Here is a 24,059-nt window from a genome sequence, read left to right as displayed (position 1 = left end):
AAATGAGTCACAATGAAGTGGTAGATTCGACTCAACCATTGGAATTTCAAACTGAAAAAAGTCGATTAAATATTCTTGGCTTTTGGATTTTCTTAGGTGCTGAGATAGCCCTATTTGGAACATTGTTTGCTACGTATTTTGTGCTTACAGGTCGACTTGCAGATGGACCTGGACCTGCTGAATTATTTGAACTTAAGGGAGTACTCATTGAAACGTTCCTCCTTCTTACGAGCAGCTTTACTTGTGGAATTGCCATTCACGAAATGCGAAGGGGAAGCCGAAAAGGGTTAATGACTTGGTTTATCCTAACCATGTTATTAGGGTTAGGCTTTCTATACTTTGAAGTGGAAGAGTTTATCCATTATGTGCATGAAGGAGCCTCCCTACAAACAAGCGCATTCTGGTCAGGGTTCTTCACTTTACTTGGTACACACGGTGCCCACGTAAGTTTAGGTATTGGCTGGATGAGTATGATATTAATACAACTTGCTCGTCATGGATTAAATTCAACAACAGCTAGAAAAGCCTTTATTATCTCGTTATATTGGCACTTTTTAGACGTTGTTTGGATATTTATCTTTACAGGTGTTTATCTATTAGGGATGGTGATGTAATATGTCAAATAATTCTCATAGCCATTTCCCATGGAATCATGTAATTGGCTTTGCATTATCTGTAGCATTAACGTTACTTGCGGTGTGGGTAGCCCTATACACAAGTCTATCCATTACTGCTATTGTATGGATTATTGTTTTTTTGGCCGTTCTCCAAGCAGGCATACAATTGTTCATGTTTATGCATATTAGAGAGGGAGAAGGTGGTACCCAAGTGTTCACGATGGTTTACAGTGCCATTATTGGTGTGATTATTGTCGGTGGAACTATTTGGGTAATCAACGCAATGATGCATAGTATGAGTATGTAAAAATAACGGCATGCGCTCAGGTATTCACCTGTAGAACGCATGCCTTTTTATATTGGTTAATATTAAATGTTTAGATTACATCTTTTCTTCTAGCTATATGAGGGAACTTCTCAAATATATGCTCTCTTGTATTTTTATGTTCAAAAAATACAAGATAAAAAGCGAAATGAGCAAAGATTAAATTAAGTATGAATACGGCTAGAAGGGTGCTATACATCATAGTATTAATTTGTAAGGAAGCGAATTCAATGAAAAAGAATCCCCACATACCTAAGATAAAAGGAAGTTGCACCATTGCAGTTATACGGTATTCTATCCATAAAAATAAAGGTGTAATACTTGCAAATAAGGCATAAACCATTAATACATCCATGTCATTCACTCCTGTCAAGCTAATTTCGTTCATAATTACGTTTTATATGTGTCAAATTTGTGAACATTTCTTAATTAAACTATAGCAACTTTCTGACTATTTGAAAACCCTTACATTGTATTTTAGACACAAAATTTTCACATTTATACAAACTCGAAATGCTTGTATCCTGTACATTTATTTTATATACTTGCAATACATTAAGATTGTGAAATGTGTCACAAAATGTTCATTTCCCATAACACACTTACGGGTTTCTATGTTGTATACTGAAGGTATTATTGTTTTTAGGACATTCAATCTAGTATTCTTGCAAATATCGGAGTAATGTTCTTAATTTATGTAAAGGGGGCAGCGTAAAATGATGGAGTTTGATAGTGTTACTATGAGTCGTATGTTAACGTCCTTGACGTTGGCCTTTCATATTATATTTGCAACAATTGGTGTTGGAGTACCATTAATGATATCTATTGCTGAATTTATTGGTATTAAGAAGAAAGATGCCAACTATACCCTTCTCGCTAGACGATGGACAAGAGGTTTTGTTATTACAGTTGCAGTAGGGGTAGTAACTGGTACTGCTATTGGTCTACAGTTATCCTTGTTATGGCCAAGCTTTATGCAAGTAGCAGGAAATGTTATTAGTCTTCCATTGTTTCTTGAAACATTTGCATTCTTTTTCGAGGCTATATTCTTAGGGGCTTATCTGTACACATGGGATCGATTTAATAACCCAATCTATCACTGGTTATTTTCTATTCCGGTTGTGATTGGTGCAGGTATGTCAGCATTCTTTATTACGACTGTGAATTCGTTTATGAATACACCACAAGGTTTCGAATTAGAAGGGAGAACGATTACAGATATTGATCCTTTAGAAGCAATGTTTAATCCGGCAACACCTACAAAAGTATTCCATGTGTTGTCATCCAGTTATTTAACGTCTGCTGCTATTTTAGCGGCTATCACAGCGTTTATTATTCTAAAGAAAAAATCAACAGATTATCATAAGAAAGCTTTAAAGCTAACGATGATAGCTACTTTCTTTTTCGCGATTTTAACAGCAATTGCTGGAGACCTATCAGCTAAATTTCTGGCTGATGAACAACCAGAGAAACTAGCAGCAGGTGAATGGCACTTTGAAACAGAAGAAGGTGCTGACCTTATTTTATTTGGTACATTGAATGAGGATAATGAAGTGGAAAATGCACTTCGATTGCCAAATGCTTTAAGTTTCTTATCACATGGTGATTTTAATAGTGAAGTGGTTGGCTTGGATCAATTTCCAGAAGAGGAAACTCCACCTCTTTGGATTCATTATATGTTTGACTTAATGGTTATGCTTGGTATGTACGCACTAGGGGTATCTTTCCTATATATCGTTCTATCCAAACTAAAACGTTGGAATGAGCACAATAAATGGCTACTGTGGCTCATTGTATTGAATGGACCATTTGCTATGCTAGCTATTGAGTTTGGATGGATCTTTGCAGAAGTAGGACGTCAACCTTGGATATTAAGAGGGTACATGAAAGTGTCAGAAGGCGCAACGACCTCACCACACGTTGAGTGGATGTTGCTACTGTTCCTTGGTCTATATATTCTTCTTGGGGTAATCTCAGTAAGAGTATTACGTAAATTGTTCTCCGATAACCCAGCCGAGGTTGAGCTTGAGCATAGATATCCAGAAGTCGATCAAAGAGGTGTTGATGTATGAGTTACGAATTAGTAGGTATTACTGTATTATGGATCTTTTTATACGGCTATTTGATCGTAGCTTCTATTGATTTTGGGGCAGGTTTCTTTGCTTACTATGCGAAACAAACTAAGCAAGATCATATTATTAATAAAATTATTTCTAGATATCTATCTCCTGTATGGGAAGTAACCAATGTATTTTTTGTTTTCTTTTTCGTGGGATTAATAGGGTTCTTTCCAGATACTGCGTATTATTTTGGACAGACTCTACTTATACCTGGAAGTATCGCAATTGTCCTCCTCGCAATACGAGGGTCATTCTATGCGTTTGAGAACTATGGATCAAAACAAAGCTCTGTCTATATGTTTCTATATGGTGCGACGGGATTATTCATTCCAGCTGCGCTAGCTACAGCTCTTACGATTTCTGAGGGAGGATTCATAGAGGAAACATCTAATGGGGTTCGTCTACTGACCGGTGAACTTCTAACAAGTCCATACTCTTGGAGTGTAGTTTTCTTAGCTATTGTTTCGGTGTTGTTTATTAGCTCTGCATTTTTAACATTTTATGCCAATCGTGCTAATGACAAGCCAGCGATGGAGCTAGTTCGAAAATATATGATCTTTTGGAGTTCACCGACCATTATAGCAAGTCTCACCACCTTTATCGCCATGAGTCAGCATAACCATCGTCACTTTGAGAAAATGTTGGATCTCTGGTGGATGTTTGGGTTATCTGTTGCTTTCTTCTTAGGGGCTGTCTTCTTGGTATATCAGAAAAAACGTTTTGGACTTGCATTTATTTTCGTTATGTTCCAATTCTTCTTCGCATTCTTTGGATATGGTGCAGGTCATTTACCGTACCTATTAGAACCATATATTACGCTACAAAGTAGTGTAACCAATGATGCAATGGGCTTGGCGTTAGTTATTGCCTTTATTGCAGGGCTTTGCTTGTTAATACCTTCGTTGATTCTGTTAATGCGTATGTTTTTATTTGATGCAGATTATGTTAAAGGTAATAAATAAGAATTTACTGTCCTTTCTTAGTAAAAAGAAAGGACAGTTTTTTTATAGTCTAGTCTAAAATGTTTGATGTGTATAACTTAATAGTCATAGAGGCCGCGTCCAGCTCCAGCAACTAGTTTAATCTACTCGTTCTGTATGATAAGTCAACATCGGATCGATTGTGTTTTCATGTTTCATTTATCTTCTAAAGGAGGTTCGATTAAGAACTCTGCGTCACGCAGCAATATCGAGCCACCCTACCTTGCGTAGCCGCTAGTATATAAGTTGCTACCAGGCCGCTTGCGCTTTTGGTGTCTAGCTTTTATGCTTAATACACTATGTCTGGAAAGAATCTTTCCTTGTTTATTTCTTTTGTGGTAGACTGGTATCGTTAGAACATATTATGTGTAAAATTGCTATTGAAAGTGTTTGCTAACCTAAATTGTTAGTACATAGATGGGGGCAAGAGCTATGAAGAAAGAATATGCTGTAATCGGATTAGGTCGTTTCGGAGGAAGTATATGTAAGGAATTAAGCCGTGAAGGTATGGAAGTTTTAGCAATTGACGTTGATGAAGATAAAGTGAATGAATATAAGGATATTGCATCACATGCGGTTATTGCAGATTCAACGGATGAAAATGTATTAAAAGAGTTAGGCATTCGAAATATTGACCATGTAATCGTTGCGATTGGTGATAATATTCAGGCCAGTATCTTAAGTACATTAATGTTAAAAGAGTTAGGTATTAAGAAAATAACAGTGAAAGCCCAAAATGACTATCATGAGAAAGTGCTAAATAAAATCGGCGCCGATCAAGTTGTCCATCCTGAGCGTGACATGGGCAAACGAATTGCTCACAATATCATTTCTAATAATGTGCTGGACTATCTAGAACTATCAGATGATCACTCTGTGGTAGAGGTTAAAGCAGGAGAAAAAATGATTGGCAAAACATTAGTGGATTTGGATATACGTGCACGTTACGGCTGTAACGTAGTGGGTATTAAGCGAGATCGTGAAATTAACGTATCTCCAATGGCTACAGAAACAATTCTTGAAAATGATGTACTAATCATCATTGGTGAGGATAAAGATATATCAAGGTTTGAAAAGAATCTTGTTGTTGAAGACGATGACTAATGTGTGAGTAAAAGTCTCTTCTTTAAAAGCAGACTCTAATTAACAAGCTAAAGCGCCTGAGAATTCATAATTGATTCTCAGGCGCTTTTTTTATAAACTACGTTCATTGAGTTGTTCACAGGCCACGAAAGTAACGGAAACTTTTCTCTTACCAATATTATCTCGAACTCAAGTCTTCAAGATAATGGGGGCAATAATGGTATAAGCATAAAATTTAAACTTGATTTTATCTAGATGAGAAGACCAAATGGGATATTGGTAGTTAAAGAGCAAATACAGAAGAGATGAACAAAAGCTCCTTCTGTAACCCAAAAATAATGGGTGAATTAAAAAGCTTAAGGAGAAGGGTGTCATTGTATCCTGTGATCTTACGTAGATTGTTTCATTCATTATACTCAAAAATACCCCCAATCCAGTTATGCAGGATTGGGGGTAAAAACGTTTTTAAAGGGGTCTATGATTTATCTTAAGAGGTTAATCAGCATTACTTTTCTGGAATTAAACCTCCATTATGATCGGTAAAATCATTGGTTTACGCTTCGTTTTGTCATAAAGGAACGGTGCAATTGTATCTGTGATCTCATTTTTAATCTCAGACCACTGGGTTGTACGGCGTTCCATGACTTTGTCTAGATGTTTTGCAACGATTTTTTGCGCTTCATTAATGAGGTCCTCTGATTCACGCATGTAAACGAAACCACGGGAAATGATATCTGGTCCTGAAGAAATTTTAAATTCTTTCATGTTGATGCTAACAACTACGATAACAAGTCCTTCCTCTGAAAGGATCCGACGATCTCGAAGTACAATGTTTCCGATGTCTCCGATACCGTTTCCGTCTACATAAATAGAACCAGATGGGATTTTTCCAGCTATCATCGCATTTTCCTTACCAAGGGCAAGCACATCACCATTTTCCATAATAAAGCAATTGCTAGGATCCATTTCGATGTCCTGTGCTAATTTCGTATGCATTTTTAACATACGGTATTCACCGTGAATAGGCATGAAGAATTTCGGCTGCATTAAACGTAACATCAGCTTCTGTTCTTGCTGTCCCCCATGCCCTGACGTATGAATATCATTTAGAGAACCGTGAATAACTTCAGCTCCGGCACGATATAGCATATTAATGACACGACTGACACTTACCGTATTCCCTGGGATAGGAGATGAAGAAAATACAACAGTATCTCCAGGGATTATTTGGATTTGTCTGTGAGTACCATTTGCAATTCGAGAAAGAGCTGCCATTGGTTCACCCTGAGAGCCCGTACATAAAATGGTTACTTCATGACTTGGCAATCGATTGATCTGTGCATGATCAATAAACGTGTCTTTTGGTGCTCTGATATACCCTAATTCAATTCCAATATTAATGGAAGCTTCCATACTTCTACCAAATACAGCTATTTTACGGTTGTGTTGAACAGATGCTTCGACCACTTGTTGCAGTCTGTGTATATTCGAAGCAAAGGTTGCAAATATTAATCGTCCTTTTATTTTACTAAAGATATTGTCAATACTTTCGCCTACAACTCTTTCAGACATAGTGAAATCTGGAATTTCACTATTCGTACTGTCAGAAAGAAGGCAAAGAACACCTTCTTTACCAATCTCAGCCATTTTTTGTAGGTTAGCTGGTTCGCCAACTGGTGTGAAGTCGAACTTAAAGTCTCCAGTGTGTACTACATTTCCTGGAGGGGTTTTTACTACGATACCAAAGGAGTCAGGAATACTGTGTGTTGTACGGAAGAAAGTCACTGATGTCTTACGGAATTTAACAACTTCATCTTCTTGAATGGTATGAAGCTTAGTATTCCGTAAAAGTCCGTGTTCTTCTAATTTGTTTTTAATAAGTCCGATCGCCAATTTACCACCATAAACAGGGACATTTAACTCTCTTAACAAGTATGGGATCCCGCCGATATGATCCTCATGTCCGTGTGTGATAAATAAACCTTTTATTTTGTCTTGGTTTTGTACCAAATAAGTGTAATCTGGAATTACGTAGTCAATACCAAGAAGTTCGTCCTCGGGGAATTTGATCCCTGCATCAATTAGAATGATTTCATCCTGGAATTGAACTCCATACGTATTTTTTCCGATTTCTCCGAGACCACCAAGGGCAAAAACCGCAGTTTGGTCATTTTTTACAAATTTCATTGATTATATATTCTCCACTTTGAAATCTTCAGATTTTTTCTCATATTCAAGGTGGTCCTCGTTTAAGGCTTGAACATATTCAATGTTTAGGTTGCGATCGGCTAATTTGGTTCGAACTTGTCTTTCTGTTTCGGCTTCTACATAAGTGCTTGTCGTACGTTCACGAACAGGTACTTCCTTTGACTCCTCCTGATAGAGTACTTTAAATATCATAATTCAATCTCTCCTAACATCCTGGTTATTTCCGTATTCTTGTCCTATGTCCAATAATAGCATGTTTTGGTTTTGTATGGTAATGATACAATGCTCTTTTCAAGAGAAGGGTATATAAAGCGAGTTATTCATCAATCAAAATGTTAAGCTAGCGATTTTTTACTCATTATATCTTTCAAACGCTTCTTAAGCTTTTCCTTCAAACGTTTTAACATTATATCATACAACCCCTTTCTTTATACGAAGAAAAGCTGTATAAAAAAACGTTCTGCCGATCAAATTCCCTCTTACCTCTAGTATAGTATCTTTTTAGGAAGAATTGAATAGTTAGCAAGAAGAGAATTTGAAAATCTTTCTCATTTCGTTTTTAAAAGCTAATCTATACTAAAAAAAGAGAAGAGTATTGTCCGGAGCTAATATCTTATTAAGTAGTATGTACACATACTATGAAATCTTTACATAGTTCTCTTAAATTAAGTAGATTAGATGTTGGGACATTTCCTTGTGACAAGCTGGTATTTAACTGGAACCATGATACAATAGGTTGGGATACGGCATTAGAGCTAGAATTGATCAATACATAACGAAAGTAGGGAGTTTTATTATGACAAAACCAATTGTATTTTTAGATATAGATGGCACAATACTAGATTACGACAAAAATATTCCAAATACATCGAAGAAATCCATCCAGCAATTAAAGGACAAGGGCATTCATGTAGCTATTGCTACTGGTAGAGCACCATTTATGTTTGAGCATATACGGAAAGAATTAGATATACATTCCTTTGTTAGTTTTAATGGACAATATGTAGTATTCGAAGATGAGGTAGTGTATCAAAATCCTCTCCCTAAAGCTAAAATTGAGCAATTGTACACTCAAGCTCTTCAATCTGGTCATCCAATGGTTTTTCTTAATGACATGGGCATGAGAGCCAGTGAAGCGAACCATTCACATATTAGTGAGAGCCTAGGAAGCTTAAAGTTTGAGTACCCTGAAATCGATCCCGAATTTTATAAGAACCAAAACATCCACCAAGCCTTATTATTTTGTACCACCCACGAAGAGCCCCAATATTTAGGTGGGCATGATCAACTTGATTTTATTAGATGGCATCAATATTCAATGGATGTCTTACCTCTTGGCGGATCAAAAGCGATTGGAATAGAGAAATTCATTGAGCGTACAGGACTGAAAAAAGAAGACACATACGCTTTTGGCGATGGGCTTAATGATAAAGAAATGATTCAATTTGCAAATACAGGTGTTGCAATGGGGAATGCGCAACCGGAAGTAAAGGAATTGGCTGATGTAGTTACTAAGAATGTAGAAGAAGATGGATTAACTCACGGTTTTAGAATGGTGGGTTTATTAGAATAATCCTTCTCTAATTAAAAAATCCTAACGCGGAAGATTCCGTGCTAGGATTTTTTTGGTTTGAAGTCTTGGGATATAGGGTTTTAACTAAAAAATTTTTATTCATCTGCAGGAGTTGCGTTTTCAGGTTCCTTAAATGGGTTATCTTTATTAATGTGGTCGTAAAACATTATCCCATTTAAATGATCGATTTCATGCTGAAAAACAATAGCTGCAAAACCACGTAGACGTAATTTAACTTCATTACCGTCTAAATCAGTCCCTTTTACAGTGATACGAGCGTAACGTGGCACATATCCAGGTACATCTCGATCAACAGATAAGCATCCTTCTCCAGATGTTAAATATGTTTTTTCTACAGAATGGCTGACTATTTTAGGGTTGATTAGTCCATAACTATATTGCTTATCTTCAAAATCAACAAAATGAACGGCCAACATACGTTTTGAAACATTTATTTGTGGAGCTGCTAAACCGACACCTGGACGTAGGTTGTATTCTTCTGCAATTTGTTCATCTTGACTATTTTTAATAAATTGTAGCATGTTTTCAAGTGTTGCAAGATCTTTTTCAGAAGGTGGCAAAGGTACTTCATTTGCTACCTCACGTAAAACGGGGTGTCCTTCTCGAACGATAGCATCCATTGTAAGCATAAGGTTACACATCCTTTTCTAGCAAAGTTCATAATCTTTAGTTTACCACAAATAGTATGAGCAAGGGAATCTTTCATAAGCGGAACAAATAAACCTGAGCTATAAATCTAAAAAAATGATTAAGCAGTTATTATATAGATGGTATAATGTACTTTATAATATAAATTTTTACAATATTAAAAGTGAATAACAAGCAAGCTTTTAACGTGCATTGTGGTATGTGGCTTGCTATTTTGCAAGTTTTCTTTACAATATATGATATTATGGACAAGTTTTGATCATTTTTTCATATACTAATGCAAAACAATACTTTTTATTTTGTGAAGAAATTGGCGTAAGGAGGAGACGAATTTGCGTTTAGGGAAAATAATGCTAGTGCTTATCTCAGTGGTTTTTATATTATCAGCTTGTAATAATGGACCTTCTACTGCTGAGAAAATTTATAATCATTTAGAAGAAGCGGTTACATTAGAAGATGCATTCAAGGAGCAACAAGATCCATTGGTGAAATTAGAGCAAAAGGAGAAAAAACTTTACGATCAAATTATTGATTTAGGCATGAAAGACTTTGACAAAATCAAGAATTTATCAAACGAAGCTTTAGATTTAATAGAACAACGTAAGAATAAGTTAAGCGTTGAAAAAGAGAGCATTGAAGCGGCAAAGAAAGAGTTTGAAAAAGTTAAGCCTTTGATTGAGGAATTAGAGAATGAAAGCGCAAAAGAAAAAGCCAATGAAATGGTCGTTGTGTTTAATAAACGCTATGATGCCTATCAACAATTGTATAAATCTTATGAAGAAGCGATTAAATTAGATGAGGAATTATATAAGATGCTCCAAGATGAGGAATTGAAAAAGGAAAAATTAGATTCTCAAATTGAAAAAATAAATAAGAAGTACGAGGATGTAATGAAAGCAAATTCTACATTCAATAAATACACAAAAAAGTATAATGAACTAAAAAAAGAATTTTATGAAGCTGCTGAGTTAGAAGTTCAATATGAAAAAGAAAGTAATTCTGAAAATGAAAAAGGCTCCTCAGAAAAAGACTCTTCTGACAAACAGGAAGACACTAATGAGGAACAAACAAATAATGAAGAATAAACTGTCCTATAGGGCAGTTTATTTTTCATTGTCAAGAACGAGGGTTTTTGTATAACTTAGATTAAATCAGCTCCAACTTATCCGCGCTTTAGGTCTACGAATTCACCAGAAACAATAAACCACCCACATGCATGTAGGTTCTTTACTCCAAAATCAATTGTTATTTTCTTTATTAGTTGGATAACAGTGAGGTGAAAACAATCAAAACATTTGCAGTTTAAACAAATATATGGTGTTATTGTTACAGGTTCAAAAAAACACTAATACAGTTTTGTGACACGCTAAAGTCCCAAAACGTTGCTCATTTGTCTTTGTGAACTTTGATAAGTGAACACAAAGTGTTTGACGAGTCACAGAGGAATAAGCTAAACTACTAATTGGTTAAAAGTTGTACCATTTTATTTTGCCAGTTTTATGAAACAGATACTTAACAAATGGGTAATGTAGTGATTATCATTCCTTTTATAAGGGTAAACACAATATGAGCAAATTCGGTACACATTTTTTTAGCTTTTTGGAAATGCTAATAAAAGTTAGTTTAAAAATTTAGGATGGTAGAAAGGAAGAGGTGAAGAACTTGAAACGCACTATTGAACAAGTTGAAAATCAGTTTGAAACGTTTCAAATCTTAAACGAAGACGGCGAAATCGTTAATGAAGATGCTATGCCTGATCTTTCTGATGAAGATTTACAAGAATTAATGCGCCGCATGGTTTATACTCGTATCCTTGATCAGCGTTCTATTGCGCTGAATCGTCAAGGACGTTTAGGCTTCTACGCTCCAACTGCAGGGCAAGAAGCATCTCAATTAGGAAGCCATTTTGCTATGGAGAAGGAAGATTTCTTACTTCCGGCATATCGTGATGTTCCACAGCTTATTTTTCACGGACTTCCATTATATCAAGCATTCTTATTCTCCCGTGGTCACTTCCATGGTAACCAAATGCCTGAAGTGAATGCTGTAAGTCCACAAATTATTATTGGTGCGCAATACACCCAAGCTGCTGGTGTAGCACTTGGTATGAAAAAGCGCGGTAAGAAAAACGTAGCCGTAACATACACAGGTGAAGGTGGTGCATCTCAAGGTGATTTCTACGAAGGAATCAACTTTGCTGGTGCATATCAAGCTCCAGCTATTTTCTTTGTACAGAACAACCGTTATGCAATCTCTGTTCCAGCAGAAAAGCAAACAGCTGCACAAACAAACGCTCAAAAAGCAGTAGCTGCTGGTATTGAAGGTGTACAAGTAGACGGAATGGATGTACTAGCTGTTTATAAAGCGACACTAGATGCTCGTGAGCGCGCTGTGAATGGGGAAGGTCCTTCACTAATAGAAACACTTACGTACCGTTATGGTCCACATACAATGGCTGGTGACGATCCAACTCGTTATCGTAATGAAGAAGAAGAAAACGAATGGGAAAAGAAAGACCCCCTAACTCGTTTTCGTAAGTATCTTGAAAGCAAAGACTTATGGTCTGAAGAAAAAGAAAATGAAATTATTGAAAATGCAAAAGAGGAAATCAAAGCTGCAATTAAGAAAGCAGACGAACAGCCAAAACAAAAGGTTACTGACCTTATTTCCATTATGCATGAGGAACTTCCTGCTAACTTGAAAGAACAAAAGGAAGAATACGAAGAAAAGGAGTCGAAGTAGATCATGGCACAAATGACAATGATTCAAGCCATTACTAATGCGATGCATACCGAACTTAAAAACGATGAAAATGTTTTAATTTTCGGTGAAGACGTAGGGCAAAATGGTGGCGTATTCCGTGCTACAGAAGGCCTGCAAGCTGAATATGGTGAAGATCGTGTATTCGATACTCCACTAGCTGAGTCCGGTATCATCGGGATGTCTGTAGGTCTAGCCCTACAGGATTTCCGCCCAGTACCTGAAATTCAATTCATTGGTTTCATCTATGAAGCAATGGATGCGATTAACGGTCAAATGGCGCGTTATCGTTATCGTTCTGGCGACACATATAACATGCCAGTTACAATCCGTGCTCCATTTGGTGGTGGTGTTCATACTCCTGAACTTCATGCTGACTCTTTAGAAGGTTTATTAACTCAACAGCCAGGAATCAGAGTAGTAGTCCCTTCAACTCCATATGATGCAAAAGGTCTGCTTCTTTCTTCAATTCGTAATAATGATCCTGTATTCTTCTTAGAGCATATGAAGCTTTACCGTTCTTTCCGTGGTGAAGTACCAGAAGAAGATTATACAGTTGAATTAGATAAAGCAGATGTTAAACGTGAAGGTAAAGATGTAACACTAATCGGATATGGTGCAATGGTTCATCAGGCACTTAAAGCTGCTGACCAACTAGCTGAAGATGGAATTGAAGCCGAAGTAATTGACCTACGTACAATTAGCCCGATTGATTATGATACAATCATTGAATCTGTTAAAAAGACAAATCGTGTTGTTATGATTCAAGAAGCTCAAAAACAAGGTGGCGTTGCCGCTGCAGTGACATCTGAAATTCAAGAACGTGCTATTTTACATCTTGAAGCTCCTATTCTGCGTGTTACTGCACCTGACACTGTTTATCCATTCTCTCAAGCTGAAGAAGTTTGGTTGCCAAATCATAACAGTATCATTGAAAAAGTTAATAAAGTAATGAACTTTTAATCCAACCAACGATAGGAGGTAATCAAAGTGGCTTATGAATTCAAGCTACCGGATATCGGTGAAGGTATCCATGAAGGTGAGATTGCTAAATGGTTCGTCAAGGATGGCGACGAAGTTAAAGAAGATGACGTCCTTTGTGAAGTTCAGAACGATAAAGCAGTAGTTGAAATTCCTTCCCCAGTTGAAGGAACTGTTAAACAGGTTCATGTAGGTGAAGGTGAAGTTACCACTGTAGGTACTGTCATCATTACCTTTGATGCACCTGGTTATGAAGATAATACTAGCGAAAGTTCTGATGATTCTTCCAAGGAAGAAGAGAAGGAAGAGAAGAAAGAGAAGGATGAAAAACAAGAGCAAGCTAAAACTGAAAGTTCAGACCAATCTGCTTCTGAAGAAGAGGAAGACGAATCTGGCGAGCGTGTAATTGCAATGCCTTCAGTTCGTAAGTTTGCACGTGAAAAAGACGTAAACATTAATAAAGTATCCGGCTCTGGTAAGAATGGACGCGTTCTTAAAGAAGACGTAGAAGCTTACATCAACGGTGATCAGAAGTCTGAAACTACTCAAACAGAGGCAGAAGAGACTACTGATCAAGGTACAACACAAGAAGCACAGCAGCAAGAAGCACCACAAGGTCAATATCCTGAAACTCGTGAGAAAATGAACGGTATGCGTAAGGCGATTGCTAAAGCAATGTCCAACTCTAAACAAACAGCTCCACACGTAACATTAATGGATGAAGTTGACGTTACTGAGCTTGTTGCTCATCGTAAGAAATTCAAGCAGGTAGCTGCTGATCAAGATATTAAATTAACGTATCTTCCATATGTAGTTCGTGCACTTGTATCTACATTGAAGAAGTACCCAACATTAAACGCGTCTCTTGATGATGAAGCTCAAGAAATCGTTTATAAGCATTATTACAATATTGGTATTGCTGCGGATACAGACAAAGGTCTTGTAGTACCGGTAGTTAAAGATGCGGATCGTAAATCCATTTTCGGCATTTCCTCAGAAATCAATGAATTGGCAGGAAAAGCTCGTGATGGTAAACTAACATCTGAGGAGATGAAAGGCGCTTCTTGTACTATCACAAACATCGGTTCAGCTGGTGGACAATGGTTCACTCCTGTAATCAACCATCCTGAAGTAGCTATACTAGGAATTGGTCGTATTGCGGAAAAACCTGTTGTTAAAGATGGAGAAGTAGTCGTAGCTCCGGTTCTTGCTTTATCACTAAGCTTTGACCATCGTCTAATTGACGGTGCTACAGCACAGAATGCAATGAACCAAATCAAACGTTTACTGAACGATCCACAATTAATTATGATGGAGGCGTAATCGTATGGTAGTAGGAGATTTTCCAATTGAATTAGACACTCTTGTAGTTGGTGCGGGACCTGGCGGCTATGTAGCTGCTATCCGTGCTGCCCAAGAAGGTCAAAAAGTAGCAATTGCAGACAAAGGTAGTCTTGGTGGTGTATGCTTAAACGTTGGGTGTATCCCTTCAAAAGCATTAATCCAAGCTGGTCACCGCTATGAGCATGCTCATGGTGCAGATGAAATGGGAATTAAATCTGAGAATGTTACAGTTGATTTCTCTAAGGTGCAAGAATGGAAAGGCAAAGTTGTTGACAAGCTTACAGGTGGTGTAGAAGGTCTACTTAAAGGTAATAAAGTAGATATTGTCAAGGGTGAAGTGTACTTCGTTGACAAAAACACCGTACGTATTATGGATGAGAAGAACTCTCAAACTTACACGTTTAATAACTGTATTATCGCAACAGGTTCTCGTCCAATTGAGCTACCTAACTTCAAGTATTCCGATCGTGTAATCAGTTCTACTGGAGCATTGGCATTAGATGAAATTCCTGAGAAAATGGTAGTAATTGGTGGAGGCTACATTGGTACTGAGCTAGGTACTGCCTATGCGAACTTTGGTACAGAAGTTACAATTCTAGAAGGCCAAGAAGATATTCTACTTGGTTTCGAAAAACAAATGCGTCAGCTTGTTAAGAAGAAACTTAAGAAGAAGAATGTTAATGTTGTGACAAATGCAATGGCTCAAGGTGTAGAAGAAGGTGAAAATGGGGCTACTGTAACGTATGAAGCAAAAGGTGAAACACACACTGTTGATGCAGATTACGTACTTGTAACAGTAGGACGTAAACCTAACACTGACGAACTTGGTCTAGAACAGGTAGGCATTGATTTAGACGATAAAGGTCTAATTAAGATTGACAAACAGTGCCGCTCAAACATTGACAATATCTATGCTATTGGAGATATTGTAACTGGACCACCACTTGCTCATAAAGCTTCTTATGAAGGTAAGATAGCTGCGGAAGCAATTAGTGGACATGCTTCTGAAATTGATTATCATGGTATTCCTGCTGTAGTATTCTCTGAGCCTGAATTAGCAAGTGTAGGCTATACAGAAGCTGAAGCGAAAGAAGCTGGTTATGATGTTAATGCAGCTAAATTTCCATTTGCAGCAAACGGTCGTGCGCTTTCACTTAATGAAAACGATGGCTTCTTGAAGCTTGTTACTCGCAAAGAGGACGGTCTAATTATTGGTGGTCAAATTGCCGGTGCAAATGCTAGTGATATGATCGCCGAAGTTGGCTTGGCTATTGAATCAGGTATGACTGCAGAGGACTTAGCTCTTACAATCCATGCTCACCCATCATTAGGTGAGATTACGATGGAAGCAGCTGAAGTTGCATTAGGTAAACCAATACACTCTATGTAAAGAATAAAAATCCCTCCCATCCTATAGGATGGGAGGGATTTTTTTAGGGGTAAATGAACATCTATTTGAGCTTTTCATTGCTCCTTCTTCATTAAGTAAAAGTTACTCATAAGTTATGGTATCCTGTAACAGAGTGAATATGTCATTTTTCCTTTTTTGTCCAGACATAGTAGCCAATGTTTGTCCATTTTTTTCGATTACCAAAGCAGGATAATGTTTTATGGAAGGGTGGTTTGTTTCGGTACTGAAAATTGAACTCTTACTTAAGGAAAGATTTCCAAGTTTCTCAGGGTTGGATAATCTCAATTTTAATAGTGCATCTATATAATTTTCTTCTAATTCAAGCTTCGATTGTTCTGAATAAAAGAAAACTTTATAATCATCTGGAGTCATTTGATAAACATTTAAAGTAGAAGCTTCTTTGGGTGAACAGGATCCAGTAATTAGTACAAATATAAATACTACTGGAAGCCATCCTTTTAGCATGTGTGCTTCACCTACCTACTTATTGTTGTTTGTCTCATTGTATCAAACATAAACGGAAAAATTAGGCTTGTTATACAAATGTTATAAAATTGAAAAATACTTGTTGTCTTATCATCATATACTGAATTAGAGCATGTCCTTACAATGAAGGTAGGGGAGAGGCGTATGAAGTATGTGTTGTTATATAATATACTCATTATAAGTTGGAGTCTTTATTTACTTGTTATTCACATTTCAAATAAAGATCATTGGTCTTTTCAAGGAATTTTAGTTATCTTATGGATTGTATTAATGATTCCATATCTAAAGCGTCTTAGTTTTAGTAAACGATCGATTTTTTTGCATAGTGTTATTTGTTTTGGTGTAGTTTCAGGAGGGCATGTTCTTTTTTCATGGATTATTAGTTAGGTAAATAAAGTACAAAAAAGCTCATACCCTGATAAAAGGAATGAGCTTTTTTGGTGCTTTTATAAAATGCGTTAGTCTATTCTGCTTCTTTTTTTGGTTTGCGCTTTTGTCTTGTTAATGGATAGCGTCTGGCTTCCTCTTGAAAGGCTTTAAGAAGGGAGAACACCATCATAATCATAATAATCGTAAATGGAAATGCTGCAATAATTGCGGCTGTCTGCAATGCTTGTAAACCACCTTGCCATAAAAGTATGGCAGCAGCTGAAGACTGAACCAATCCCCAGATGAATTTCACTTGATTTGAAGGGTTTAAGTCTCCATTCGTTGTTTGCATTCCAAGGACAAAGGTTGCTGAGTCAGCAGATGTAATAAAGAAAGTAGTGATTAAAAGAATGGCTATAATCGACATAATACTACCTAAAGGTACTTGGTCTAACACGCTGAATAGGGCTACTTCTGCGCCTTGGTCAGAAATCAACTGTTGTAGGTTTGCATCTGAGAAGTACTCTTGATGCATGCCTGTACCACCAAATACGGAGAACCATAATGCACCAAAGATTGTTGGTACTAATAGTACTCCAAGAATAAACTCACGTACTGTACGACCTTTAGATACACGTGCAATAAATGTACCTACGAATGGTGCCCATGCAATCCACCAAGCCCAATAGAAAATCGTCCAGTCTTGAGTCCAAGAGCTTTGCTCAAATGGACTTAGCTTGAAACTCATAGAAGGTAAGTTTTGCAAGTAACCACCAAATGTTGTGGTAAAAAGATCCATAATGAAATTTGTAGGTCCGGCGAATAAAAGGAAGACCATTAATCCTATTGCAAGCACTATATTTGTATTACTTAAGTACTTAATACCTTTATTTAATCCTGTTTGTGCTGAAACCATATAAAGGACAGTAACAATTAATATAATGGAAATTTGCAGTGTGAATGTATCTTCGAGTCCATCAATCATGAACGATACTCCACCAGATATTTGCTTTGCTCCAAACCCTAGAGATGTAGCGACACCAAAGATAGTAGCAAATACTGCAATAAAGTCAACAAATGTTCCTAATGGACCGCTAGTCCGCTTTTCACCTAGAAGAGGAGTTAATATGGAACTAATCAAACCGGGAGCTTGTTTCCTAAATTGAAAATATGCTAAAGCTAAGGCGATAACTGCATAAATCCCCCATGGGTGGAGTCCCCAATGGAAGAAGCTATATTGTAACGCTTCTTTAGCAGCAGCTGTTGTACCAGCTTCTGCATTTGGAGGGTTATGAAAATGGGAGATTGGTTCGGCTGCTCCCCAGAAAATTAGACCGATCCCCATTCCAGCGCTGAAAAGCATAGCAAACCAAGTTATATAAGGGTATTCTGGCTCATCTGTGTCTTTACCTAATTTTATATTTCCATATTTGGAAAAGATTAAGAATAAGGCAAATAGTAAAAAGCCAGTGGCTGATAGTAAATAAAACCATCCAAATTTTTCAACTAAAAATCCCTGAATTCTACTTGTCACAGCATTTAAATTGTATTGGGGTAAGGTGTCTTCTGGTATGACACCCCAAGCAATAAATAGGATAGCTACGGCAAGAGAAATGAAAAATACTTTAGTTACGTTTTTCATTAAAAAATTCATTCCTTTCCGTTTACGTTCATTGTTTACGATTACTTAACCACTTTGTCTATTATACGTAAACGTATTATCAAACTCAAGATGGGATTTGAATGAGCTGATAGCGGTCTTTTGAAACATCTTGAAGTTCTTCTAATACATCATGAAGACACAAAATTTCATAAATGATTATCGTTTGTGGCGGGAAATGGTGACGGTATTTCGTTGGGTGTTCAATATGTTCTTCCTTCCAGTGCCAAAACTCTTGATCTAATTGCTCAATTTGATGGAAGTGTTCGTCAGTCATTTCATGATTTGGTGTTCTTAATATTTCCGCCATAGAAGAAATGATACTATTTATTAATTTTTTCTCTTCCTTTGTAAATGCATTTTCTTTTAGTTGAACGTATTGCAGGTTCCCTAAGTGATAAGCAATTTGTTGAAGCATATTTAGCTTCTTTTGTGCATATTGGAATGCTTTCATTTCCTTAGTAGAATGGCGATGGTATTTCCATTCCTCACGTTGAAATTGAGAAAGCTGATATGTCTTTTCTAATTGAAAAGTTAATTGACGATATGCACGTTGCATTTGCCTAGCGTGTTCACCACTTTGATTCATGCACCTTGGCAAAGATCCTTCTAAAATATCAGCAGCTTCTTCAAATAAAGTTTTTATGTTTTGATAAATCATTTTTGAATAATCAGGCGGAAGTAAAAAGAAGTTTACTAGGGAAGATACAATGATACCTACCGATGTTGTTCCCAGTCGCATGAAAAAAGAAACAATATAATGTGAATTAAAATCTGGAATCATTGCTATGGCCGTTAGGGTAGCAACTAAAATACCATCATCAAGTTTTAATTTATGACATACCGCAATAGTTAACATAGCTGCTAACGCGTAAGTTAACGCATTTTGCCCAAGTAATCCATAAAATGAGACTGCTAGTAATGCACCTATTGCAGAAGCGGGAAATCGAACCATTGCTTTTTTTATGGAGTCCGCTGCTGTATTCTCAATAGTCACGATTGCAGTAATTACAGCAAACATTACAGGCAATTCAAATAAAAGACATATAAATGCTGTAAGAAAAACAGATACGCCTGTTTTTAATGTTCGCCCTCCAAATAAATTTAATTTCTTTAAAGCGTTAATAATAATCCTCACCTTTTTTAGTTTGTCCATTCTATTGTAATATAGATTAGGTCAAAATAACTCATTATTCATTTTAATAAATAAAATTAGTAAAAAACAATAGGAGTAAGAGTTGGAATTTATTATAATGGAAATGTACACCAATATGGAAAGTATAGGGGGAGTCAGGTAATGAGAAAGACAATCAGCCTCTTGATACTTATCTTTGTTTTAACCGCCTGTGGTCAAAATCAAACAACAAGTGGTAATACAAATGAGAATCAGGACGGAAATACGACACCAGAAGATACACAAAACGCTAGTTCGTCATCTTCAGATCAGCAAACAGACGAATCGGTGGACAATAAAGGTCAGAACAAAGAATCTTCTTCCAAAGAGGAAGTTAATGAGGAAGAAAACAATAATGTTTTAGAAGATAAGGAAAACAATGTAAAAGGAGAGGAAGTAAGTAACGAACCAGTTGAACCTAAATATGAAATTACAGAGAGCTGGGACATTAAACCAATAGGGGATGCGGAAAAGAAGGTTGTTTTACTTACGATTGACGACGCGCCAGATAAACATGCACTCGATATGGCTAAAACGTTAAAAGGACTTGATGCACCAGCAATCTTTTTTGTGAACGGACATTTTATAGATACGGAAGAAGAAAAGGAAACACTTAAGAAAATACATGAGATGGGCTTTGTTATCGGGAACCATACGATGGATCATAAGAATCTAAGAAATCTAACGAAGGAAGAGCAACAAGAACAGATTGTTCCTTTAAGCGATAGGATTGAAGAAGTAATTGGAGAAAGACCAGTATTCTTCAGAGCCCCTCATGGCGCTAATACAGATTACTCAACTCAAACTTCTCTAGAAGAAAATATGTTAGTAATGAACTGGACTTATGGTTACGACTGGAATCAAGAATACATGTCAGAAGAGGCTATTGCTGACATTATGGTTAACACAAACCTGTTGCATAGTGGTGCTAACTTACTGATGCATGATCGTGAATGGACGGCAAAAGCGTTAGACGATATAGTTAAACGACTAAGAGAAAAAGGGTATAGCTTTGTGCGCCCAGAAGAGATAAAAACACCTTAATATAATTTGAAAAACCTGGGACTCTGAGTGGAGTTCCAGGTTTTTATATAAGTAATGTATCTTCTCTATAGACTATCTGTTATCTACGTTTATAAAAATACATCTTTCGGCCGTTAAATAATATTAGTTCTCCTTCGACTTGATGAGCAATAAATTTTGCAAATTCAACAGCTTTATTTTTATCTCCTTGTGTACATCCATTAAGTAATGTTATTTGTATGACATAATTATTATTTTCTCCATTAGATAAAATAGTTTGTACACCCATTAAAATGTAGCTATATTTTTCATTAGTACCGCGTAATAATAGAAAAGAAGCGTTTTCAATTTGGGCTTCTTCAACTTTATAAGGGAAGGAGGAAGAGTTGTAATCCCATCCCAGTTGAGCTCCAGTTTTTTTGGCTACACTTTGATACTTCTCTACTATTTCTGCTAGGTCCTTTAAGGTAATGGTTTGATGTTTACTTTGTTCAACCAAGTTTATATAAGCACTTTCAGCCATCATCCAATCCCCCTTCCACAACTTGTACTAGTATTCTATGAAAGGTGTACATGAAACATGTAATATAAGACAAATTGATCTGAAAAGAAAACATGAAAAAATAATGTGACATACTAAAAAGAGGGTTGAAATTATTAGTATGTCACATTATACTAGGAGTATAGCTTTTGAAAGCGTTTTATAAATAACAAAAAGGGAGTTGAGTTATCAATGGGTACAATCGTATGTCAGGAGTGTCAGGGAATTATTGATCACTTTGAAGATGAAAAAGTATCAACTCTTTACGGTAAATGTCCAACGTGTAATGACGAAGAAATAGAATAGATGTAAAGATGCTAAACAAATAGAAAAGCCTGCCACTCCATACATATAGAGTGACAGGCTTTTCTTTTGTTAGTATATTGTAAGGATGATATTCCATTATAGCCCCATTATGTTGAAGACTTGGATTCGAGATATATTCAAGAGGTGATGGGTACGATACTTGAAAAGTGGAAGGGGGGTTACGGTGAAACAACTCGCTTTCCTGCGGGCGAGCTGGTGAGCCTTCACAGTCGCTTTGCTCCCTTCGGGGGCTCAACAACCTCTTTCTCCCGCGGGAGTCTCGTAGTTCCCATTCACCCCCAGCAGGGTAATGGCTATCGGACCCGCGGCCAAATGTTGTATGTCTGCCGATAGGACATATAAGCTCTTATTTTTAGTGAAAACCCTCTTTGGGTAGAACTTGTGGACAAATAAAACTTTATTTTTTACAAACAGCGAACTAAGTGTCCATTGGCTTTCTTGCCAAAGAATTTTTTGTTATGAACCAATTGTTATACTAGAACTTACTAGGGTGTAAACCAACCGTCAGAAGATATTCAAATACCTCAACGTCTCTAACTTCGCAATGTATCCGTTGCTCCCAATACTAGCAAAGGTGGCCGTATAACAAGGAGAGTCCCGCCGGAGAAAGAGCTAGGCAAGACCCCACAGAGCCCCGATTTTTGGGCTCGAGGAGGCCTGCCAGCTCGCCGGCAGGACGCGAGTTGTTCCACGGCCACCTTTATTCTAACTAAATCTACGGAAACATCCCTCTTTCGGGATTACCAAATTTATCTCAACTTCAAGTCTTCAAAATTATGCCTCTATAATTGAATAATTAATATCCATATCTTTGGAATGATCAAATACTAATTAAAATTCAATTCATTTAAATATATTACTGAAATGCGCGACGTTCTTTAATTACTTGTATAAGCTTTAGTGTTTCATCTTCGGGTCCTTGTACAGGTAATCCAGCATCCAAATTTTCATGAATGTAGTATATATTATCCTTTGTAATTATTTCACCTGGTAAAAAGATTGGAATCCCAGGAGGGTAGACCATTACGAATTCTGCAGATATTCTGCCCGCAGCTTCAATAAGTGGTATTGTTTCTGTATCAGCATAAAACGCATCTCTTGGGGAGAGGGCTAGTAATGGTATATCAGGCACTTTTACGGGTATAGGTGTATTTGTCTGGTTCTTTGTTTGGAAGTTATCAGAAAGCCTACGAAGTGCATCAATAAGGATTTGTGTCTCCACCTCTGAGTCGCCTGGTGTAATGATGCATAGAATATTATACAAGTCAGAGAGTTCCACTTCGATATTGTAGTGTTCCCGTAACCATACTTCTACATCGTAGCCTGTTATGCCCAATTGGTTTACCGAAATAATTAGTTTAGTAGGATCGTAGTCAAAAGTTGCTTTACTCCCTATGATTTCCCCTCCCACACAGAACAGGGAAGGAATTTCATTAATGGCTCTTCTGGTATGTTCTGCAAGCCGTATTGTTTGTTCCATTAATGCTGTCCCTTTAGTAGCCAAGTGTTTCCTGGCTGCATCAAGTGAAGCTAGTAGAATATAGGAGGTCGATGTTGTTGTTAACATCGATAACACAGATTGTACTCTCTCGTGAGAAACCAAACCTTGTTTGATGTTTAATACAGAGCTTTGTGTCAAAGACCCACCTAATTTATGAACACTAGTAGCGGCCATATCTGCTCCTGCTTGCATCGCTGAAAGTGGGAGACTGTCATGAAAGTGAATATGAACTCCATGTGCTTCATCTACAAGTACAGGAACATCATACTCATGAGCGATTGTAACGATTTTTTGCAAATCAGCAGCAATACCAAAATAGGTAGGATTAATTACAAATACCCCTTTAGCATCAGGATGAACTGCTAATGCTTTTTCTACAGCTTCAGGAGTTATGCCGTGAGAAATTCCTAGTTGTTCGTCTAATTCAGGGTGAATGAAAATGGGGGTCGCCCCAGAAAAAATAATAGCGGAAGTCACAGATTTATGAACGTTTCTCGGTACGATAAGTTTATCTCCTGGCTTACATACAGACATAATCATGGTCATGATGGCTCCGCTAGTACCTTGAACGGAGAAGAATGTATAATCTGCCCCAAAAGCCTCCGCAGCTAACTGTTGGGCTTCTTTAATCATTCCGTGAGGGTGATGAAGATCATCTAAAGGGCTAATATTGATTAAGTCTATGGCTAGTGCATGTTCACCAATAAAGTCTCGAAATGCCTCATCCATGCCAACACCTTTTTTATGACCAGGTATATGGAATTGGATTGGATTGCGTTTTGCATGTTCTACAAGCCCAGTAAATAACGGGGTATGTTGTTGTGACAATGACAACACCTCTTATGTATTAGAATGAACGTTTATATTTAGAAACGTATATTGTTAATTAAGGATAAGGAGTGAAAAA

22 protein-coding genes are annotated in these 24,059 nt (G+C 37.0%); 13 read left to right on the top strand and 9 right to left on the bottom strand.

The window, feature by feature from the left end; translation table 11 throughout:
* Positions 1 to 2: 2 nt before the first annotated feature.
* Both qoxC and qoxD read left to right on the top strand, forming a co-directional pair.
* Entirely contained in the window at positions 3 to 614 is a 612-nt protein-coding gene (gene qoxC, locus GLW08_RS02425; RefSeq protein ID WP_160846986.1) for a cytochrome aa3 quinol oxidase subunit III, read from the top strand.
* A 1-nt stretch (position 615) separates the two neighbouring features.
* Positions 616 to 924 carry a cytochrome aa3 quinol oxidase subunit IV gene (gene qoxD / locus GLW08_RS02420; RefSeq protein ID WP_160846985.1) on the top strand — a complete coding sequence of 103 codons (309 nt, stop codon included), beginning with the start codon at positions 616 to 618 and terminating at the stop codon, positions 922 to 924.
* A gap of 70 nt (positions 925 to 994) precedes the next feature.
* On the opposite strand, the gene GLW08_RS02415 is transcribed toward qoxD, so the two are convergent.
* Positions 995 to 1,297, bottom strand: coding sequence for a spore morphogenesis/germination protein YwcE (locus GLW08_RS02415; RefSeq protein ID WP_160846984.1), 303 nt, complete (start codon positions 1,295 to 1,297; stop codon positions 995 to 997).
* Positions 1,298 to 1,658: 361 nt separating this feature from the next.
* Between GLW08_RS02415 and GLW08_RS02410 the strand changes: the two genes are divergently transcribed.
* The 3 genes from GLW08_RS02410 to GLW08_RS02400 all read left to right on the top strand — a co-directional run bounded on the left by GLW08_RS02410 (position 1,659) and on the right by GLW08_RS02400 (position 5,146).
* A complete protein-coding gene (locus tag GLW08_RS02410) occupies positions 1,659 to 3,014 on the top strand; it encodes a cytochrome ubiquinol oxidase subunit I (protein WP_160846983.1) in 1,356 nt (451 codons plus the stop codon).
* The gene (locus GLW08_RS02405) at positions 3,011 to 4,024 is read left to right on the top strand and encodes a cytochrome d ubiquinol oxidase subunit II (RefSeq protein ID WP_160846982.1); all 1,014 of its coding nucleotides are present in this window, start codon (positions 3,011 to 3,013) and stop codon (positions 4,022 to 4,024) included. The genes GLW08_RS02410 and GLW08_RS02405 overlap by 4 nt, the downstream gene beginning before the upstream one ends.
* 450 nt (positions 4,025 to 4,474) lie before the next feature.
* Positions 4,475 to 5,146: a potassium channel family protein gene (locus GLW08_RS02400; RefSeq protein ID WP_036820387.1), complete on the top strand. Its 672-nt coding sequence runs from the start codon at positions 4,475 to 4,477 to the stop codon at positions 5,144 to 5,146.
* 498 nt (positions 5,147 to 5,644) lie between these two features.
* Here the strand turns inward: GLW08_RS02400 and rnjA are convergent, their stop codons facing one another.
* Positions 5,645 to 7,312 carry a ribonuclease J1 gene (rnjA, locus tag GLW08_RS02395; RefSeq protein ID WP_160846981.1) on the bottom strand — a complete coding sequence of 556 codons (1,668 nt, stop codon included), beginning with the start codon at positions 7,310 to 7,312 and terminating at the stop codon, positions 5,645 to 5,647.
* A gap of 3 nt (positions 7,313 to 7,315) precedes the next feature.
* On the bottom strand, positions 7,316 to 7,525 hold the full coding sequence (locus GLW08_RS02390) for a DNA-dependent RNA polymerase subunit epsilon (RefSeq protein WP_160846980.1): 210 nt from the start codon (positions 7,523 to 7,525) through the stop codon (positions 7,316 to 7,318).
* A gap of 604 nt (positions 7,526 to 8,129) precedes the next feature.
* Between GLW08_RS02390 and GLW08_RS02385 the strand changes: the two genes are divergently transcribed.
* Positions 8,130 to 8,906 carry a Cof-type HAD-IIB family hydrolase gene (locus GLW08_RS02385; RefSeq protein ID WP_160846979.1) on the top strand — a complete coding sequence of 259 codons (777 nt, stop codon included), beginning with the start codon at positions 8,130 to 8,132 and terminating at the stop codon, positions 8,904 to 8,906.
* Positions 8,907 to 9,001: 95 nt separating this feature from the next.
* Here the strand turns inward: GLW08_RS02385 and def are convergent, their stop codons facing one another.
* On the bottom strand, positions 9,002 to 9,556 hold the full coding sequence (gene def / locus GLW08_RS02380; RefSeq protein WP_160846978.1) for a peptide deformylase: 555 nt from the start codon (positions 9,554 to 9,556) through the stop codon (positions 9,002 to 9,004).
* Positions 9,557 to 9,907: 351 nt separating this feature from the next.
* On the opposite strand from def, the gene GLW08_RS02375 reads away from it, so the two are divergent.
* From GLW08_RS02375 to lpdA, 5 genes are all read left to right on the top strand, one after another.
* Positions 9,908 to 10,660 carry a YkyA family protein gene (locus GLW08_RS02375; RefSeq protein WP_237458258.1) on the top strand — a complete coding sequence of 251 codons (753 nt, stop codon included), beginning with the start codon at positions 9,908 to 9,910 and terminating at the stop codon, positions 10,658 to 10,660.
* Between the two features lie 577 nt (positions 10,661 to 11,237).
* Positions 11,238 to 12,317, top strand: a complete 1,080-nt coding sequence (pdhA, locus tag GLW08_RS02370) for a pyruvate dehydrogenase (acetyl-transferring) E1 component subunit alpha (protein ID WP_160846977.1) — start codon at positions 11,238 to 11,240, stop codon at positions 12,315 to 12,317.
* 3 nt (positions 12,318 to 12,320) lie between these two features.
* The gene (locus GLW08_RS02365) at positions 12,321 to 13,298 is read left to right on the top strand and encodes an alpha-ketoacid dehydrogenase subunit beta (protein ID WP_160846976.1); all 978 of its coding nucleotides are present in this window, start codon (positions 12,321 to 12,323) and stop codon (positions 13,296 to 13,298) included.
* 27 nt (positions 13,299 to 13,325) lie between these two features.
* Positions 13,326 to 14,639 carry a 2-oxo acid dehydrogenase subunit E2 gene (locus tag GLW08_RS02360; protein WP_160846975.1) on the top strand — a complete coding sequence of 438 codons (1,314 nt, stop codon included), beginning with the start codon at positions 13,326 to 13,328 and terminating at the stop codon, positions 14,637 to 14,639.
* 4 nt (positions 14,640 to 14,643) lie between these two features.
* On the top strand, positions 14,644 to 16,050 hold the full coding sequence (gene lpdA, locus GLW08_RS02355; protein ID WP_160846974.1) for a dihydrolipoyl dehydrogenase: 1,407 nt from the start codon (positions 14,644 to 14,646) through the stop codon (positions 16,048 to 16,050).
* 102 nt (positions 16,051 to 16,152) lie between these two features.
* On the opposite strand, the gene GLW08_RS02350 is transcribed toward lpdA, so the two are convergent.
* The 3 genes from GLW08_RS02350 to GLW08_RS02340 form a co-directional block, all read right to left on the bottom strand.
* A complete protein-coding gene (locus GLW08_RS02350) occupies positions 16,153 to 16,536 on the bottom strand; it encodes a hypothetical protein (protein ID WP_160846973.1) in 384 nt (127 codons plus the stop codon).
* A gap of 484 nt (positions 16,537 to 17,020) precedes the next feature.
* Entirely contained in the window at positions 17,021 to 18,568 is a 1,548-nt protein-coding gene (locus tag GLW08_RS02345; RefSeq protein WP_160846972.1) for a glycine betaine uptake BCCT transporter, read from the bottom strand.
* 85 nt (positions 18,569 to 18,653) lie between these two features.
* A complete protein-coding gene (locus GLW08_RS02340; RefSeq protein ID WP_337193881.1) occupies positions 18,654 to 19,724 on the bottom strand; it encodes an FUSC family protein in 1,071 nt (356 codons plus the stop codon).
* Positions 19,725 to 19,883: 159 nt separating this feature from the next.
* On the opposite strand from GLW08_RS02340, the gene GLW08_RS02335 reads away from it, so the two are divergent.
* Complete coding sequence (locus GLW08_RS02335) at positions 19,884 to 20,804, top strand: polysaccharide deacetylase family protein (RefSeq protein WP_160846971.1); 921 nt, start codon at positions 19,884 to 19,886, stop codon at positions 20,802 to 20,804.
* Positions 20,805 to 20,883: 79 nt separating this feature from the next.
* On the opposite strand, the gene GLW08_RS02330 is transcribed toward GLW08_RS02335, so the two are convergent.
* Positions 20,884 to 21,309, bottom strand: coding sequence for a DUF1885 family protein (locus GLW08_RS02330; RefSeq protein WP_160846970.1), 426 nt, complete (start codon positions 21,307 to 21,309; stop codon positions 20,884 to 20,886).
* Positions 21,310 to 21,516: 207 nt separating this feature from the next.
* Here GLW08_RS02330 and GLW08_RS02325 point away from each other — a divergent pair, with 207 nt between their 5' ends.
* Positions 21,517 to 21,630: a GapA-binding peptide SR1P gene (locus GLW08_RS02325; RefSeq protein WP_160846969.1), complete on the top strand. Its 114-nt coding sequence runs from the start codon at positions 21,517 to 21,519 to the stop codon at positions 21,628 to 21,630.
* An 877-nt stretch (positions 21,631 to 22,507) separates the two neighbouring features.
* Here the strand turns inward: GLW08_RS02325 and GLW08_RS02320 are convergent.
* Complete coding sequence (locus GLW08_RS02320) at positions 22,508 to 23,980, bottom strand: aminotransferase class I/II-fold pyridoxal phosphate-dependent enzyme (RefSeq protein WP_160846968.1); 1,473 nt, start codon at positions 23,978 to 23,980, stop codon at positions 22,508 to 22,510.
* Positions 23,981 to 24,059 lie beyond the last annotated feature (79 nt).

Source organism: Pontibacillus yanchengensis (genome assembly GCF_009856295.1).
Taxonomy (GTDB): domain Bacteria; phylum Bacillota; class Bacilli; order Bacillales; family BH030062; genus Pontibacillus; species Pontibacillus yanchengensis_A.
Note: the sequence above shows the minus strand (reverse complement) of the source record. Positions and strands in the feature narration are given on the sequence as shown.

Excerpts from the sequence above, each read along its gene's own strand:
- qoxC (WP_160846986.1), top strand. The coding sequence starts at position 3 with ATGAGTCACAATGAAGTGGTAGATTCGACTCAACCATTGGAATTTCAA.
- qoxD (WP_160846985.1), top strand. The coding sequence starts at position 616 with ATGTCAAATAATTCTCATAGCCATTTCCCATGGAATCATGTAATTGGC.
- GLW08_RS02415 (WP_160846984.1), bottom strand. The coding sequence starts at position 1,297 with ATGGATGTATTAATGGTTTATGCCTTATTTGCAAGTATTACACCTTTA.
- GLW08_RS02410 (WP_160846983.1), top strand. The coding sequence starts at position 1,659 with ATGATGGAGTTTGATAGTGTTACTATGAGTCGTATGTTAACGTCCTTG.
- GLW08_RS02405 (WP_160846982.1), top strand. The coding sequence starts at position 3,011 with ATGAGTTACGAATTAGTAGGTATTACTGTATTATGGATCTTTTTATAC.
- GLW08_RS02400 (WP_036820387.1), top strand. The coding sequence starts at position 4,475 with ATGAAGAAAGAATATGCTGTAATCGGATTAGGTCGTTTCGGAGGAAGT.
- rnjA (WP_160846981.1), bottom strand. The coding sequence starts at position 7,312 with ATGAAATTTGTAAAAAATGACCAAACTGCGGTTTTTGCCCTTGGTGGT.
- GLW08_RS02390 (WP_160846980.1), bottom strand. The coding sequence starts at position 7,525 with ATGATATTTAAAGTACTCTATCAGGAGGAGTCAAAGGAAGTACCTGTT.
- GLW08_RS02385 (WP_160846979.1), top strand. The coding sequence starts at position 8,130 with ATGACAAAACCAATTGTATTTTTAGATATAGATGGCACAATACTAGAT.
- def (WP_160846978.1), bottom strand. The coding sequence starts at position 9,556 with ATGCTTACAATGGATGCTATCGTTCGAGAAGGACACCCCGTTTTACGT.
- GLW08_RS02365 (WP_160846976.1), top strand. The coding sequence starts at position 12,321 with ATGGCACAAATGACAATGATTCAAGCCATTACTAATGCGATGCATACC.
- lpdA (WP_160846974.1), top strand. The coding sequence starts at position 14,644 with ATGGTAGTAGGAGATTTTCCAATTGAATTAGACACTCTTGTAGTTGGT.
- GLW08_RS02350 (WP_160846973.1), bottom strand. The coding sequence starts at position 16,536 with ATGCTAAAAGGATGGCTTCCAGTAGTATTTATATTTGTACTAATTACT.
- GLW08_RS02345 (WP_160846972.1), bottom strand. The coding sequence starts at position 18,568 with ATGAAAAACGTAACTAAAGTATTTTTCATTTCTCTTGCCGTAGCTATC.
- GLW08_RS02335 (WP_160846971.1), top strand. The coding sequence starts at position 19,884 with ATGAGAAAGACAATCAGCCTCTTGATACTTATCTTTGTTTTAACCGCC.
- GLW08_RS02330 (WP_160846970.1), bottom strand. The coding sequence starts at position 21,309 with ATGATGGCTGAAAGTGCTTATATAAACTTGGTTGAACAAAGTAAACAT.
- GLW08_RS02325 (WP_160846969.1), top strand. The coding sequence starts at position 21,517 with ATGGGTACAATCGTATGTCAGGAGTGTCAGGGAATTATTGATCACTTT.